The following is a 13,137-nucleotide window of genomic DNA, read 5'->3' on the forward strand; positions in this document are numbered from 1 at the left end:
GAGTGCCTATCTAACCGTCATGCTGAGCTGGCTGACATCGCTGATCATGTGGGGTGCGGCCGCTGCCGGTCCGGCGATCGAGCCGGATGCCCCGCCCCCGCGGCCTGTCGTGGTGGAATTGTTCACCAGCCAGGGCTGCCCGCTCTGTCCGGCAGCCAACCAGTATCTCGGTGAACTGGACCAGCGCGAGGATGTCATCGCGCTCGGTTTTGGAGTCACCTACTGGGATATCTACGGCTGGGAGGACACGTTCGCCCGGCCAGAATTCACAGACCGCCAGCGTGTCTACAAGGCCGCGCTGGACGTGCCGCGCATCTACACGCCGCAATTTGTCATCGACGGTGCGGCAGAAGCCTCGGGGGCGCAGACCGATGCGATCCGGTCCGCGCTGGAACGCCGGCGCATGGCTATGTCGACCCATGTCGATGTCACGAGTGAAGCCCTCGGCGACGGCAATCACCGCATCCGCGTGCTGGGGGCTGTGCCCGACGACGGCCGGGCGGATGTCTGGCTCGCCGTCTTTCGGCCTGGCTGGCACGAGGTCGATGTCGAGGGCGGCCAGAATGAAGGCCTGACGATGCGGCTCTATAACCCGGTCCAGGCCCTGCTCCATCTGGGCGAATGGGAATCCGGTGTCGCCTATTTTGGCGCGTCGCTGCCGCGCGGTACCAGTGCCGCGGTGATCGTCCAGGCTCCCGATGGCGGACCGGTTCTCGGGGCGGCGCAGTTCTCGCCGGACCCGATCGAGGTCGCACAGGGTAATTAGGGTTTCACCCGCCAGGGCGGATCCACCCGGTTTTTCCCGGCATGGTAGAGTTTCCAGCGATGACCGTCCGGGTCGCGGAAATCCGCCTCGCGCCACAGCCAGCTCTGGTCGGTGGGTTCAGTCTCGAAGGCGATGCCCAGTGCCGCGAGCCGCGCAGCTTCCGCGTCGACATTATCGGTTTCCAGATAGAGGACCGCACCGCCCGTATCGGTCACCTCACCCGCATGGATCGAGAAGGTTGTCCCGCCATCAGGTGCGAGGAAGCGGCAATAATGCGGTGAATTGACCAGCAGGTGAAAGCCCAGGCGCTCGTAGAATGCCTTCGAGCGGGCGATGTCGCTGACGGTCAGGGTGAGCTGGTTGAGTCTCATCGCGGTTCCGCGTCCGGCTGAGGCGCAGGAGGCGCGGGCCTGATGGCAAAGTCGTCAAGCGGCCGGATCAGCCGGCTTATCGTGAGATCGCTCAGGAGAAAGGCCCAGTTGTCGGCCGTGTTGTTCAGGGCAAGGGCTTCGGCCTGCGCGTCGTCTGACAGTGCCACTGCGCGCAGTGTCGCCCAGCGCGACTGGCCATCGGCATAGACGGCGATCTCGACCCGCAGCCCGCCGAAGGTCTCGGCGGTATGGCGGGCGACGGGCGGATCGGTGAAGTCAGCGCGGCGGACATCGCGGAAGCGGACGCGCGACAGGACGCTGCCGGTGCCGTTGCCGGCTCCGTCAGTGACGGGCCGCCAGCCCGGCGGAGAGCGCAGGGCGAAATTCCGCACGCTGAGGCCTGGCCGTTCAAGCCGGTAGGTGGGGCCGGATTCCGGCTGAACCTGCACACGGGCAATCGTGTCCGTGCCGAGTGCCAGGAAATCGAGCTCCATCCAGCGGTCGGCCTCCGTCGCTACCGGCGGCAGACCAATAACGGCCCAGGTCTGGTCCTCGTCCGGACGGCGCAGATAGCTGCCACTTTCACCACGTGCGGCCCCCAGGATCAGGTCGGCCACGAGGCGGCCATCATAGTCATGAGCGGTAATGCGAATGCCGTCGCCACCCTGGTCCGGGGCCACCAGTCCGAGGGCGGCATGCTGGTTCCGGCTGGCGGTGCGGGCTCCGGCATATTCCAGCTCGGCGAGGCTGGTCAGGATACGCTCTGCCAGGTCGGCATTGGCCGGAAAACCGGCCCGACCGGCCAGGGCCCAGCCCTCGCCATCGCGTTCGAGTTCAAAACGCGCCGCCCGTGTCTCGACCGCGAGTGTACGGACCTCAGACGTCGTGCCGGCGAGATCAGGCAAGACCGGGCCGCGCCGGTCCAGTCCGGGTGCGGACGATGAGGCCGTCAGGACGAGCGTCAGGGCGATCAGCATGGCCAGCACCGCTACTCCGCCCAGAATAACCGCCTCGATCAGGCGCTGACGATCCGCTCCCCCGCTCATGCGCGCCCCCGCCGCCGCAAGAGGGCCAGGACAAAGCCAGTCAGGAGCACGGCCAGCGGCGGGAACCAGAGCGCCCAGAAACGCAGGCTGGCCTCCAGATCGTCGATGTCGGACCGGAAATCGCGTTCGACATCCCGCAGCCGGTTGCGCGCGGTCAGCACGTCACTGCGCAGGGCCCGCATCTCGGCGCGGATCTCGACCGGTTCCATGGTCAGGGAGGCCTCATCGGTGATCGACGGGTTCTGAAGCTCGGCGATCCGGGCCTGGGCCGTGTCGATCTGGTCCTGGAGACTGGCCTGTTCCTCGACGAAGCGGCGTTCCGCGTCCGCCCGAAGCTGTTCGACGCGCAGCATGGGCCGCGCCGATGGGGCGCGGGAGCGCAAGCCGACCAGCGCCGGATCCCCCAGCGCAATGTCGATCAGGTTGACCAGCAGCGAGAGATTGTCGGCCACGACCGATGTGCCGAACGCGGCGTCGCTGCGCAGGAAGAAGGAATCATCGAGCCAGTCAGCATCGGCAATGATGACGACATCCCCTGCGGTGGTCTCTGTCAGCTGGGCCTCCGGATCGTGAACGATCTCACTACCGGCCGGTGGCCCGTCCGGATAGGCGGTGGCCAGCGCCCCGCTCAGGCGCGCGGCCAGGGTCAGTCTTTCGCCCGGTTCAGGATAGTCGGCCGTGATCTCGTCCGGCGACGGATTGCGGGCGGCGGTCTCGGTCGGCAATCGCGCGCCGTTTGCCGTCGTTGTGATCAGCGGCTCAAAGCGCGAACTCCGCCCCGGCACGGCCTCCAGAAAGCCCGGGGAGCCGAAATTGACACCGCGGGTCAGGCCGGACGTGGCAAGATCATTGTCCGACATTTCCTGCGGACCGGTGGAGAACCACAGCGGATAGCCGCGCACGCGGGTGCGGCCGTCCTCGGTAACCTGAACGGGAAGGGCGAGGTCGATATCCATCGCCACCTGTTCGGGGTCGAAGGCCGCGCCCCAGATGGCCAGTAGCGGGGCAAGCCCTGAACTGCGTCGGGCATTGGGCGGAGGCAGGCCGTCCGGGCCGGCACGCAGGGCCAGATGGGCCATCGGGTCGATGGCGGCGATGACGCGGCCGCCGCCCATGACGAACTGGTCGATGGCATAAAGCTGGTCGTCGGACAGGTCCGGCGGATGGACGATGAGAAGCGCGTCGGCCTCGGGAAGCTCGACGAAAGCGCGCTGCACCCAGTCGACCGCGTAATTGCTCTCCAGCTCGACGACGGCGGCGCTGGGGCGGGAGCCGGGGCGTCCGGTCTCGATGGGCAGGCTGGTCAGGATCGCCAGTCGCGGCTCGTCGGCACGGGCAAGATCGGCGAGGATGCGCGTCAGCTCGTATTCCAGCAGGCTTTCGCGTTCGGGTGCGAAATAGGGAATGACATGGGTCTCGTCGATCATGTCTCGGGCAACAAGCCCGAAGAAGAGCCGGTCGGCCTCGCCCACCGGGGCGGGCTGCAGTCCCAGCTCCAGTGCTTCGTCCTCGCGTTCGGAAAAGGCCTCGGGGTCAATTTCCTCGAAGATAATCCGCCCGCCCGATACCGCCTCATAGCCGCGCAGCATTTCCCGCACGCGCGCGCCATAGGCCCGGATCGCCGGATAGTCAGCAGCCAGGCGGCGCGAATAGTAGAATGTCCAGCGCACCGGTTCGTCGAGGCGGCGGAGGGTCTGGACCGTGCCCGGTGACAGCTCGTAAAGGCTACGCTCGGTCAGGTCGAGCCGGGCTCCGCCAAATCCGCGCGCGGCGATGAGATTGCCCGCCGCGACGAGCACGAAAACCGCCACCAGCATGGCCAGGAGATGCGGGCCGCGCTTCATCGCCCGCCTGCCCGGCTTGCGCCGATCAACAGGCCGGCGGCTGCCGTGCCGCCTGCGATGAAGCTGAGGAAATAGACGAGGTCCTTCACACCGATCACGCCGCTCTGGAAGGCCGAGAAGCGCTCAAGGGCGCTTAAATGCGCGATGGCTTCAACCAGCCAGGCCGGTACCGCCGAGGAGAGCGCGCCCGTCACGAAGGGCGATCCTGCCATCGTCAGGAGGAAGGCGGCGAGTACGCCGAGGACGAAAGCGACGACCTGGTTTCCGGTTGTCGCCGACAGGGCCTGCCCGATGGCGAGATAGGCTCCGGCGAGCAGGAAGGCCCCGAGATAACCCGCTGCGATGGCCATGTTGTCCGGTGCACCGAGATAATTGACCGCGATCCACATCGGGAAGGTCAGGGCCAGCGCGAGACCAGCGACCACCCACGCGGCGAGGAATTTTCCGAGCGATGCGGCCCAGACCGGGACGGGCAGGGAGAGGAGGGTCTCGATCGTGCCCCGGTCGCGCTCCTCGGCCCAGGCGCGCATGGCGAGCGCGGGCATCAGGATCATCAACAGCCAGGGCAGATAGGCGAAGAGCGGGGCGAGGTCTGCGCGGTTGGTATCGAAGAAGCGCCCGACATTGAAAGCGAAGGCCGGAGCAGCGAAGGCGAAGGCGGCCAGGAAGACGAAGGCCAGCGGCGTCGTGAAATAGGATCCGAGCTCACGGCGGAACACGGCATGAAGACCGGCGATGGACGATCCCGCGGTCATGCCGCATCCGCTTCGGCTGGCACGGTCTGGGTCAGGGCGCGGAAGGCATCGTCGAGACGACCAGTGCGCGTCCGGGCGGCCATTTCCTCGGGGCTTTCGTCGGCGAGAATGCGGCCCTTGTCGATGACGATGGTGCGTGAGCACACCGCCGGGACTTCTTCGAGGATGTGGGTGGAGACGATAATTGCCTTGTCGGCGGCCATGTCACGAATGAGGGCGCGGACCTGATCCTTCTGGTTGGGATCCAGCCCGTCGGTCGGTTCATCAAGGATGAGCAGGAGCGGGTCGTGGGCGATGGCCGCGGCCAGTGCCGCGCGGCGCTTGTAGCCTTTCGACAGGGTGGCGATGCGTTGACCCGCGGCGTCACCCAGCCGCGCCCGGTCCAGGGCTTCGGCAGAGGCCAGCGCCATCTCGCGACCGGACCAGCCCCGCGCGCGCAGGCAGAATTCAACAAAGCTGCGCGGTGTCATGGACGGGTAGGCTGGCGCGCCCTCGGGCAGGTAGCCGATCAGGCGCTGGGCGGCACGGCGCTCGGTGGCGACATCATGTTTGCCAACGAGGACGCGTCCCGAATCCGGTTCAAGCCGGCCGGCAATCATGCGCATCGTGGTCGATTTGCCGGCACCGTTGGGGCCGAGAAAGCCCAGCACTTCGCCCGGCTGCAGGGAAAAACTCACCGTGTCGGCCGCGACCCGCGGCCCGAACCGTTTGACGAGTTTTTCAACGGTCAACATCGAGAATGCCCGTTCCATAGCTGCGGAATGACGCGGCGTACCCTAGCGTTAGCGTGGTCCGCCGGACTTGACCAGCATGGTGGCGCGTCAACGGTGAAGGAAGTGTGCCGGCCGGGCGTGCTGCAGAATCCGGGGGGCTGGGGGGGCTGTCTGAAACCTGGATCCTGCGGCAATTTCGCGCCGGCCGACGCGTGAAAGGTCGCGGCGGGATGGGGCGCTGAAAGGACGGAAATGAGGCGGCTTTGCGGCGCGCTGTGAAATATTTGTAAGATAGGTCCGAACCGTGATTTGCCGTGGGAGACCATGTAGATGGAAATTCGCCTGTGACGGGAAATGCGGGCGCGTCGCGCCAGGCCCATCCCGTCATGTTCGACCGCCGCGAACTCGATGCCATCCTGCGCGTCTACGGACGAATGGTCGCGCGCGGTGACTGGCGGGACTATGCGATTGACGGATTGTCCGACCGGGCCGTGTTCTCGGTCTACCGCCGGACCAGCGAATACCCGCTCTACCGGATCGAAAAATTGCCCGCCAATGCCCGCCGGCAAGGGGCATGGTCCATCCTCGCGCCCGGCGGGGCCATCCTGAAACGGGGCCATGACCTGTCCGCCCTGCTGCGCTTTTTCGACCGCAAGCGCTTCTCTGTCATCGGCTGACAGGGTCCCCTTTCAACGAAAAACGCCCCGGCGGTGTGCCGGGGCGTTCTCGTGTCAGGTGTCAGCCTGCTTCCGCTATTCGCGCTGACCGAGGAACATCAGCAGGAACTGGAACAGGTTGATAAAGTTGATGTAGAGCGACAGCGCGCCAAAAGAGGTGGCAACAGCCATCCCCGCCTCGTTTCCGCCGAGCGCGTAATAGGTCGCTTTCAGGCGCTGCGTGTCCCAGGCAATGAGGCCCGAGAAGATCAGCACACCGGCCGCCGAAATGGCGTACATCAGCGCGCTGCTTTGCAGGAACATGTTCACGACCATGGCGATGATCAGGCCGATCACGCCCATGACCAGGAAGCTGCCGATGGCCGACAGGTCGCGCTTCGTGGTGTAGCCAAAGAGCGACAGGCCGCCAAAAGCCGCCGCCGTCACGAAGAAGGTCGTGGCAACGCTGGTCGAGGTGTAGATCAGGAAGACCAGACCCAGCGACGCGCCAATGGCTGCGACAACCGCCCAGTAGAGCAGGCTCGCGCCCGACGCACTGGGATTGCGCATGAAGAACATCGAACCGAAGAGCAGCACGATCGGCGAGAATTGGACGATCATGCCCAGCATTGTCAGTCCGACCATCATCCCTTGCGGTGTTGCCTGGACGGTGAACAGCAGATCCCGGATCGGTGCGACCTGGGACGTGGCAATGGCGAGCAGCCCCGAAACGACCAGGCCGAGGGCCAGCTTGTTGTAGACGCCCAGCATGAAGGCGCGCAGTCCGGCATCGACGGACATGTCCATCGAACCGGCGCGGGCCTGGGTGTGAGTGAAGTCGTTCATGGTGTCGAAGTCTCTCTTTCCAACTCGGTATGCGAGACGGCGGGTTCGGCCCCATGGCCGCCCGCACCGCTCGTCGCGGCAAATATCGGCGCGTTGGGGCCCGCTTGCAAGGGGAGACGGGAAGTCGGCGAATCCCTCTCTGTGAGAGGTCACGCATTGTTTTCGCCAGCGGCCTTGAAATGGTCGCATCCCCGGTCTTGGATCGCGCCGGTTATCACCTGCTTGTTTTTCGATCAGACAACCGGACATCCAAGACCGTGTCGCTTCGCCTGTTTGCCGCCCTGCCGATCCCGGACGTGATTGCCGAACGGCTGATCGGCCTGCAGAAAGGCGTGCCCGGCGCACGCTGGCGTCCGCGAGAGAATTTGCACCTGACGCTGCGCTTCTTCGGCGAGGTCAGCGAGGACGTTGCCGAGGACCTCGACGGGGAACTGGCCTGCGTCCGGGCGAAGCCGTTCGAGATTTCCCTGAAAGGCGCGGGCAGTTTCGGCGGCGCATCTCCGCACGCCCTGTGGATGGGGGTGGAAGCCCATCCCTCGCTCATCATGCTGGCCAAGGCCTGTGAACGCGCCGCGAGGCGAGCCGGGCTAAAGGCCGAATCCCGACGCTACATGCCGCATGTGACGATGGCCTATCTTAACAAGACCGAACTTGACCGGGTGAAAGCGTTTGAACGCCGCTGCGCCCTGTTCAAGACGCCGGCCTTCACGGTCGACCGGTTTCACCTCTATTCGTCACTGCCGCGCAGTCACGAACCCAATCTCTACAGGATCGAGGCGGAATACCCGCTGGGATAGGAAATTACTGGGCTTCGACGGTCTCGACGTCGAACACGCCGGGCAGGACAACAACCTGCCACTCGCCAGCCGTCCGGTGCAGCCAGAACACGTCGCCATAGTCTTCGTGACCCAGTGCGCCCTCGACACAGCCCGCACCTTCTGCGGCGTCATCACCGGCAAAGGCGGCGACCCACAGGCAGGTCGTGTTGGAGTGCTCTCCGACCAGCGTCCAGCGCGCCAGACCGTCGCGGGCTTCGGTCATCGCTTCGGTCCGGGTGCGGTCAACCGTGCCGCCACCACATGCCAGCGCATAGGTGTCGGCCGCCCGGTGCATGGTGACCCAGGCTCCGCCGGCTTCAGCGGTCTCGACCGTGCGGCAGGCCGCACTGGCCAGCGCGGCGTCGACCGGCGGCTCACCGATCAGCGCGGACAAGCCGGAGACCATGGCTTCGCCGGGCTCTCCCAGCGGACAGTCGATGGCGTTGCAGGATTCGTCGGCCTTGCGGGCATGGCGCACGACGAGGATATGGCGGTCCGCGCCTTCCAGCGCGGCGCGGCTGTCTTCCGGCGCGGCATCAAGCAGGCCCGGGCGGTCAAAGCCGGGATCGGTCTGGCCATAGGCGTAAGGCACCAGCGGCGCGAGCACGAGGACGGAGGCGATCAGGGCGAGGCCGCTGTGCCGGAGCAGGTTCGCACGGGCGGTGGCCGGTGCGGGATCAATGTCGAGCGGGCGGTCGAAAGGCTTTTGCAGGCGCATGATCGGAATCCCGTGCTGGGCGAATTCGGGGTGGACCTCATACAGGAGGGCAAGCGCGGCGCAAATAGGGCGGTGTGTGACGTTTCTGTAAGGGCCGTGTAAAACGTCAAAAACCGCTATTGAGAACCGGACGTTGGCCGAATTTGCGCTTGTGGGCCCCAATCAGGCGGGTGGCCTGTTCGTGCGGTGCGAGCGTTTCGGCATAGCGGAAGAAGCGCGCCTTGGGACGCTGAACCGTGCGCTGCTGTTCCAGCTCGTAGGCGAATTCCTCACGCAGATTCTTCGCCGCGCCGATATAGACCGCCGAGCTCTCGCTCTCGTCCGCCAGCAGATAGAACACGCCGCCACCGGTTGGGACCTGGCTGGCCGCTTGCGGCGTGAATGACAGCGGGGCACTCCATTTGAACATGATCGGTAACACTCGTTGGCCGGTGGATGCCCGGGCGCGGTTCCAGCGCGACCATGAATCAAATCCGCGCGCCTGCTGCAACCCCTGAAGGACAGCACAGTCGGGGTGATGATTTCGTGCGCGTCGCGCATTAGTGTCACTCTCAGGACAAATCCAGTGCCCCGGGGGGAGCCCATGACGCGTTTCACGATTGCCACCTGTCTGCTTGCGGCCACCGCCTTGTCGGCGTGCGCCTCGACCCGAGACAGTACCATTGCCGGGATGAGCGGTTATGAGCTGGCCGGGCATGCGCTTCATACCGGAGACTACGCGACCGCCCATGTCGGCTTCAGCTGCATCGCCACGCGGGGGTCGGGCTATGAGGTCGCCCAGCACAATGCCGGTCTCGCGTCGATGGGGTTGGCGCAATCGCCCGGACTGCCGGCCGAGGACGCGGCCTCCCTGGAAGCGCGCGCCGTGGAGGAATTGACGCTGGCCGCTCGGGCCGGCTGGCCGGCCTCCCAGGCCGAACTGGTCCAGTACTATGCGGCCAAGGGCGATCCCGACTCGTTGAACATGGCGGGGTTCTGGTTGTGGAACTACATCGCGAACAACCGCGAAACCGCGCTGGGGATCCGCCGTCTCAATGACGCTGAGCGTCAACGATATTCGGAAATCATCGGCGAGGAGATCATGGAGGCAGCCCGCCAGGACGCCCTGGAATTCCGCATGACGCCACTGGTCTCGCGCTCGGCCAGTCCGAGCTGTGCGCCGTGGTTCTCGCAAGGCGATCCGAACCGTACGCGCCGCCGCCCGCCGCAGGACAATACCGATGCCGGCCGCCAGCAACCCGGACAGCCGGGCTACGGATATTGACCGGGGCCTGATCGACCTGAACTGACCGGAGGAAAGTCATGCCTGCACGCTCAACCGCCCTGTCTCTCGTGATGGCCTGCCTGCTGGCAGCAGGGTGCGCGTCAGGTGACCGGGACAATCGCCGCGGGCCGGGTGTCCGTGCGGGCTCCCCCGGCGAGATGCTGTATGCCCAGGGCCGGCGTCTGGCCGATGATGGCAACTGGATGGATGCCCTGCGGGCCTTTCAGTGTGCGGGGCAGGTCGGGCCGGGGTTTGAAGTCGCCTGGCATCAGGCCGGCGTGATGGCGTTCAATCTTGCGACCGATCCACTGGTTCCGGCCGAACAGCACGCGGACTACGCAGCTGAGGGGTTCGAGGCGCTGGAAATGGCGGCGCGAACCGGATGGGGGGCCAGCCAGGCCGAGCTGGCGATCCGGCATCATTCTGCGGGAAATACTGCGGACGCGGCCTATTGGGCAGCTGTCTACCGCGCGAATGCCCGCGAAGACGTCATCGGCTTGTCCCGGCTGCCGGAAGCCACCTTCCAGGACATTCGCGCCCGGGCCGACTATCCGGCGGCGCTGGAACGGGCGGCCGACTTCTTCCCGCGCAGCCTGCCGCGCGGTGAGCCGGGCCCGGACTGTACCGACCTGATGCGGCCGGTCCGCGAGCGTCGTGAGTTAGATCTCGGCTTGCAGCCCAGCGTGGGAACCAGCCGCCCGCGCGGCGACAACTAGCGAGGCCAGACGGATCAGGTCTCTTTGCGGTCAAACAGGCTCCGGGTCCGGTTGGCGAGCGCGACCAGTGACAACATGACCGGCACCTCGACGAGGACGCCGACGACGGTCGCCAAGGCCGCCCCTGAATTGATGCCAAACAGGCTGATCGCGACCGCCACGGCGAGTTCGAAGAAGTTCGATGTGCCGATCAGGGCACAGGGCGCGGCGATGCTGAACGGCACCCGCCACAGCCAGGCTGCGCCATAGGCCAGCACGAACATGCCATAGGTCTGGATCAGGAGCGGGGCCGCGATCATGGCAATGACGAGCGGACGCTCCAGCAGGACATTGCCCTGAAAACCGAAGAGCAGGACAACGGTGATGAGGAGGCCGGCCATTCCGACCGGTTTGATGCGCGCGTTGAAGCGGTCGAGCCGGGAGTGACCGGATACCGTCCCGCCTTGCAGCAACATGCGGCGCACCAGCGTCCCTGCAGCCAGCGGGGCGACGACATACAACAGGGCCGAGATGAGCAGGGTGTCCCACGGGACCACGATATTGGTGACGCCCAGGAGCACGGCGACCAGCGGTGCGAAGGCGACGATCATGATCACGTCATTGGCCGCGACCTGGACCAGCGTGTAGTTCGGGTCGCCCCGGGTCAGCTGCGACCAGACGAAGACCATGGCGGTGCAGGGCGCGGCCCCCAGGAGAATGAGGCCGGCGATATACTGGGCGGCGTCATCAGGTGCGATGAAGCGGGCAAACACGGTTTCAAAGAACAGGACCGCCAACAGGGCCATCGAGAAGGGCTTGATCAGCCAGTTGACAACCAGCGTGATGATCAACCCCTTGGGTTGCCGCCCGATCCGCGACAGACCGGACAGGTCCACCTGGACCATCACCGGGAAGATCATCGCCCAGATCAGGATGGCGACGACCAGATTGACTGAGGCGTATTCGATACGGCTAAGGCTGGCGAAGACGGCAGGGAACAGAGCGCCAAGACCGATACCGGCCAGAATGGCGAGCCCGACCCAGATCGTGAGCCATTTTTCGAACAGGCCGATCCCGCCCGGTGCGGGGCTTTCTGGTGGCGTTGCCGGCATGGTGTTTCCTTCTTGCGGGCCGTATTGCGGCGGGTCTCAGCCTTCGCCGATCGCATCGAGCCGGGACTTCAGGGACAGCCGGTCGAGCGAGGCCATTGGCAGATTGGTAAAGGCGTCCAGCCGCTGGCGCAGCTGGCGGTACGTGTCGGCGAAAGCCGCGGCCTTTTGCGCGTCGCTGCCGGTGACCGCAGCCGGGTCGGGCAGGCCCCAGTGTGCGCTCACGGGCTGACCGGGCCAGACGGGACAGGTCTCGGCCGCGGCGGAATCGCAAACCGTGAAGACGAAATCGAGCGGCGCGCCAGCGGCCGCGATCTCGTCCCAGCTTTTCGAGCGCAGCCCGGTGGTGTCGTGTCCCTCGCGTTTCAGCAGGGCAAGCGCGAACGGATTGACCTGTCCGGCCGGTTGGGACCCGGCCGAAAGCGCATGAAACCGGTCGACCGCCATGCGGTTGAGGAGGGATTCGGCGAGGATGGAGCGCGCCGAATTGCCGGTGCAGAGGAACAGGACGGCATAGGGCCGGGTCATGCGGTCGCCTGACGCGGAACTGTCCCGCAAATGTCCGGGCGTCCGCCACAGCAGTCGCGGGTCAGGAAGTCGACGAGATCGCGCGCGCCCGCAATATCGAGTGAATAGAGAATTTGCCGGGAGCGCCGGGTCGAACGGATCAATCCAGCCCGTTCCAGGTGTTGAAGATGGCTGGTCAGGGTCGATGGTGGCGTTCCGGTGGCCTCGGCCAGGGCTCCGGCTGGCAAGGCTTTCGGCGCTTCGCGCGACAGGGTGCGGAAGATGGCGAGCCGGGTCGCGTGACCCAGCGCGGAGAAGGCATCAAGCGCGTCGTGATCGTCCATGATTCGACATTACGTGAAATATCGAATTATGAAAGCCCCGTTTGCTGCAAAGTGTCTGTGTCCGATTCTATGCCGCCAGGAAGGCGGCGGTCTTGCGGAAGACGGCGACGCGGCCGGAAATCACCTCGTCGATCCGCCAGCCGAGATCGGCCTGCAACGCGTCATAGATGCGGCCGCCCGCGACCGTATCGACACCGTCGATCAGGAGAAGACCATTGGTCTTCAACCGGGTCGTGGCGTGTCGAAGATGCGCGGCCTGGGCCGCAAACCCGGTCGCGGGAGCGAGATAGACCGCGTCGGCGGTTCCGGCGCTTTCAGACGCCCGGACGCTGTTGAAGACCCGCAACCGGCCCGCATCGGTCCCACGGGTCTGGCAGGCGGTTTCCACGATATCGGCCGCACCCGCTGAGGCTACGAGGCTCAGGAAAGCGCCGCGTTCGAGAATGGTCAGTGACGCGGTTTCATCCGCACCAAGCTGGAGCACCTTGTCGCCGGGACGGACCGCCTCTTCCATGAAATCGGCCAGCGCGATGTCGATACGGCCGTGCCGGCGGCGCACGCGGTGCTGCAGATTGCGCAGCGGGCGCGTCAGGCGGTCAAACAGGGAAGGCGTGGTCGGTGCATCAAGAATGGCCATGGTCGTCCCGATCGTGAACAGCTCGTTAACGTCGGAAGACCCCGTCGC

17 protein-coding genes are annotated in these 13,137 nt (G+C 65.8%); 5 read left to right on the forward strand and 12 right to left on the reverse strand.

What is annotated here, in order from left to right; genetic code table 11:
* Window positions 1-19 precede the first annotated feature (19 nt).
* Window positions 20-766: a DUF1223 domain-containing protein gene (locus V0U35_RS02540; protein ID WP_330195081.1), complete on the forward strand. Its 747-nt coding sequence runs from the start codon at window positions 20-22 to the stop codon at window positions 764-766.
* Here the strand turns inward: V0U35_RS02540 and V0U35_RS02545 are convergent.
* From V0U35_RS02545 to V0U35_RS02565, 5 genes are read right to left on the reverse strand one after another with little or no spacing between them, the layout of a single operon-like run.
* Window positions 763-1,137, reverse strand: a complete 375-nt coding sequence (locus V0U35_RS02545) for a VOC family protein (protein WP_330195082.1) — start codon at window positions 1,135-1,137, stop codon at window positions 763-765. The two genes, V0U35_RS02540 and V0U35_RS02545, sit on opposite strands and share 4 nt — an antisense overlap.
* Window positions 1,134-2,183, reverse strand: a complete 1,050-nt coding sequence (locus V0U35_RS02550) for a DUF4340 domain-containing protein (protein ID WP_330195083.1) — start codon at window positions 2,181-2,183, stop codon at window positions 1,134-1,136. The genes V0U35_RS02545 and V0U35_RS02550 overlap by 4 nt, the downstream gene beginning before the upstream one ends.
* Window positions 2,180-4,027 carry a GldG family protein gene (locus V0U35_RS02555; RefSeq protein WP_330195084.1) on the reverse strand — a complete coding sequence of 616 codons (1,848 nt, stop codon included), beginning with the start codon at window positions 4,025-4,027 and terminating at the stop codon, window positions 2,180-2,182. Before V0U35_RS02555 ends, V0U35_RS02550 begins: the two co-directional genes overlap by 4 nt.
* On the reverse strand, window positions 4,024-4,782 hold the full coding sequence (locus V0U35_RS02560) for an ABC transporter permease (protein WP_330195085.1): 759 nt from the start codon (window positions 4,780-4,782) through the stop codon (window positions 4,024-4,026). Before V0U35_RS02560 ends, V0U35_RS02555 begins: the two co-directional genes overlap by 4 nt.
* A complete protein-coding gene (locus V0U35_RS02565; protein WP_330195086.1) occupies window positions 4,779-5,516 on the reverse strand; it encodes an ABC transporter ATP-binding protein in 738 nt (245 codons plus the stop codon). The genes V0U35_RS02560 and V0U35_RS02565 overlap by 4 nt, the downstream gene beginning before the upstream one ends.
* Before the next feature lie 365 nt (window positions 5,517-5,881).
* On the opposite strand from V0U35_RS02565, the gene V0U35_RS02570 reads away from it, so the two are divergent.
* On the forward strand, window positions 5,882-6,172 hold the full coding sequence (locus tag V0U35_RS02570) for a DUF2794 domain-containing protein (RefSeq protein ID WP_373696360.1): 291 nt from the start codon (window positions 5,882-5,884) through the stop codon (window positions 6,170-6,172).
* Window positions 6,173-6,247: 75 nt separating this feature from the next.
* Here the strand turns inward: V0U35_RS02570 and V0U35_RS02575 are convergent, their stop codons facing one another.
* On the reverse strand, window positions 6,248-6,997 hold the full coding sequence (locus V0U35_RS02575; RefSeq protein ID WP_330195088.1) for a Bax inhibitor-1/YccA family protein: 750 nt from the start codon (window positions 6,995-6,997) through the stop codon (window positions 6,248-6,250).
* 257 nt (window positions 6,998-7,254) lie between these two features.
* Between V0U35_RS02575 and thpR the strand changes: the two genes are divergently transcribed.
* Entirely contained in the window at window positions 7,255-7,794 is a 540-nt protein-coding gene (gene thpR / locus V0U35_RS02580; protein ID WP_330195089.1) for an RNA 2',3'-cyclic phosphodiesterase, read from the forward strand.
* A 4-nt stretch (window positions 7,795-7,798) separates the two neighbouring features.
* Here the strand turns inward: thpR and V0U35_RS02585 are convergent, their stop codons facing one another.
* The gene (locus tag V0U35_RS02585) at window positions 7,799-8,533 is read right to left on the reverse strand and encodes a hypothetical protein (protein WP_330195090.1); all 735 of its coding nucleotides are present in this window, start codon (window positions 8,531-8,533) and stop codon (window positions 7,799-7,801) included.
* Between the two features lie 106 nt (window positions 8,534-8,639).
* The gene (locus tag V0U35_RS02590; protein WP_330195091.1) at window positions 8,640-8,942 is read right to left on the reverse strand and encodes a hypothetical protein; all 303 of its coding nucleotides are present in this window, start codon (window positions 8,940-8,942) and stop codon (window positions 8,640-8,642) included.
* Window positions 8,943-9,116: 174 nt separating this feature from the next.
* Here V0U35_RS02590 and V0U35_RS02595 point away from each other — a divergent pair, with 174 nt between their 5' ends.
* Together V0U35_RS02595 and V0U35_RS02600 are read left to right on the forward strand one after the other, a co-directional pair.
* Window positions 9,117-9,797: a hypothetical protein gene (locus V0U35_RS02595; RefSeq protein WP_330195092.1), complete on the forward strand. Its 681-nt coding sequence runs from the start codon at window positions 9,117-9,119 to the stop codon at window positions 9,795-9,797.
* A gap of 38 nt (window positions 9,798-9,835) precedes the next feature.
* Entirely contained in the window at window positions 9,836-10,513 is a 678-nt protein-coding gene (locus V0U35_RS02600; protein ID WP_330195093.1) for an outer membrane protein assembly factor BamD, read from the forward strand.
* Between the two features lie 14 nt (window positions 10,514-10,527).
* On the opposite strand, the gene arsB is transcribed toward V0U35_RS02600, so the two are convergent.
* From arsB to V0U35_RS02620, 4 genes are all read right to left on the reverse strand, one after another.
* Complete coding sequence (arsB, locus tag V0U35_RS02605; protein ID WP_330195094.1) at window positions 10,528-11,604, reverse strand: ACR3 family arsenite efflux transporter; 1,077 nt, start codon at window positions 11,602-11,604, stop codon at window positions 10,528-10,530.
* A gap of 36 nt (window positions 11,605-11,640) precedes the next feature.
* Window positions 11,641-12,129, reverse strand: a complete 489-nt coding sequence (locus V0U35_RS02610) for an arsenate reductase ArsC (RefSeq protein ID WP_330195095.1) — start codon at window positions 12,127-12,129, stop codon at window positions 11,641-11,643.
* Window positions 12,126-12,452 (reverse strand): ArsR/SmtB family transcription factor, encoded by a 327-nt coding sequence (locus V0U35_RS02615; protein WP_330195096.1) that lies wholly within the window; start codon window positions 12,450-12,452, stop codon window positions 12,126-12,128. The genes V0U35_RS02610 and V0U35_RS02615 overlap by 4 nt, the downstream gene beginning before the upstream one ends.
* Window positions 12,453-12,519: 67 nt before the next feature.
* Window positions 12,520-13,089 (reverse strand): hypothetical protein, encoded by a 570-nt coding sequence (locus V0U35_RS02620; RefSeq protein ID WP_330195097.1) that lies wholly within the window; start codon window positions 13,087-13,089, stop codon window positions 12,520-12,522.
* Between the last annotated feature and the right edge of the window lie 48 nt (window positions 13,090-13,137).

This window comes from Hyphobacterium marinum (assembly GCF_036330325.1).
GTDB classification, from domain to species: Bacteria; Pseudomonadota; Alphaproteobacteria; order Caulobacterales; family Maricaulaceae; genus Hyphobacterium; species Hyphobacterium marinum.

What these genes read in the sequence shown, in the direction of transcription:
- V0U35_RS02540 (WP_330195081.1), top strand. Translation starts at nt 20, where the DNA reads ATGCTGAGCTGGCTGACATCGCTGATCATGTGGGGTGCGGCCGCTGCC.
- V0U35_RS02545 (WP_330195082.1), bottom strand. Translation starts at nt 1,137, where the DNA reads ATGAGACTCAACCAGCTCACCCTGACCGTCAGCGACATCGCCCGCTCG.
- V0U35_RS02550 (WP_330195083.1), bottom strand. Translation starts at nt 2,183, where the DNA reads ATGAGCGGGGGAGCGGATCGTCAGCGCCTGATCGAGGCGGTTATTCTG.
- V0U35_RS02555 (WP_330195084.1), bottom strand. Translation starts at nt 4,027, where the DNA reads ATGAAGCGCGGCCCGCATCTCCTGGCCATGCTGGTGGCGGTTTTCGTG.
- V0U35_RS02560 (WP_330195085.1), bottom strand. Translation starts at nt 4,782, where the DNA reads ATGACCGCGGGATCGTCCATCGCCGGTCTTCATGCCGTGTTCCGCCGT.
- V0U35_RS02565 (WP_330195086.1), bottom strand. Translation starts at nt 5,516, where the DNA reads ATGTTGACCGTTGAAAAACTCGTCAAACGGTTCGGGCCGCGGGTCGCG.
- V0U35_RS02570 (WP_373696360.1), top strand. Translation starts at nt 5,882, where the DNA reads ATGTTCGACCGCCGCGAACTCGATGCCATCCTGCGCGTCTACGGACGA.
- V0U35_RS02575 (WP_330195088.1), bottom strand. Translation starts at nt 6,997, where the DNA reads ATGAACGACTTCACTCACACCCAGGCCCGCGCCGGTTCGATGGACATG.
- V0U35_RS02585 (WP_330195090.1), bottom strand. Translation starts at nt 8,533, where the DNA reads ATGCGCCTGCAAAAGCCTTTCGACCGCCCGCTCGACATTGATCCCGCA.
- V0U35_RS02590 (WP_330195091.1), bottom strand. Translation starts at nt 8,942, where the DNA reads ATGTTCAAATGGAGTGCCCCGCTGTCATTCACGCCGCAAGCGGCCAGC.
- V0U35_RS02595 (WP_330195092.1), top strand. Translation starts at nt 9,117, where the DNA reads ATGACGCGTTTCACGATTGCCACCTGTCTGCTTGCGGCCACCGCCTTG.
- V0U35_RS02600 (WP_330195093.1), top strand. Translation starts at nt 9,836, where the DNA reads ATGCCTGCACGCTCAACCGCCCTGTCTCTCGTGATGGCCTGCCTGCTG.
- arsB (WP_330195094.1), bottom strand. Translation starts at nt 11,604, where the DNA reads ATGCCGGCAACGCCACCAGAAAGCCCCGCACCGGGCGGGATCGGCCTG.
- V0U35_RS02610 (WP_330195095.1), bottom strand. Translation starts at nt 12,129, where the DNA reads ATGACCCGGCCCTATGCCGTCCTGTTCCTCTGCACCGGCAATTCGGCG.
- V0U35_RS02615 (WP_330195096.1), bottom strand. Translation starts at nt 12,452, where the DNA reads ATGGACGATCACGACGCGCTTGATGCCTTCTCCGCGCTGGGTCACGCG.
- V0U35_RS02620 (WP_330195097.1), bottom strand. Translation starts at nt 13,089, where the DNA reads ATGGCCATTCTTGATGCACCGACCACGCCTTCCCTGTTTGACCGCCTG.